This window comes from Peribacillus sp. SIMBA_075, from assembly GCF_046534585.1.
Genome location: NZ_JAWRYN010000204.1, coordinates 1 through 368 on the forward strand (window position 1 = coordinate 1; position 368 = coordinate 368).

At 40.5% G+C, this 368-nt stretch carries 1 pseudogene; it reads right to left on the reverse strand.

Features of this window, described 5'->3' with window-relative positions:
• Positions 1-368: pseudogene (locus SB775_RS27840) on the reverse strand (tetratricopeptide repeat protein); the annotation flags it as partial.

Genomic DNA, 368 nt, shown 5'->3' on the forward strand with positions numbered 1-368 from the left:
CTTTCTAACAAATGATTCGCTTGATCCTGCTTCACAATCAGGTCATCCTGATCATAAGGAAAATCTTCGTCCTCTTCGTCACTCATATCGAGCAGGTCGAGAAGATCATCATTTTCATCCGTAAATTCCCCATCCTCTTCCAAAGCGGCATAAGCAGTGGCTGACTTATAGGCCTCTTGAAAAAGTCCGAGATTGGCATAATTATTCGCTTTAAAATAGTGACACTCTGACATGTTTTCATCTACGTGTTCGAGGATGAAATCAAGCAGTTCATTTGATTGTTGGTAATGACCCATTTCAGTATAAATAATGGCAAGCTGTGACAGCATTTCTACATTTTCAGGCTCAAGTACAATAGCCCGCTGTAT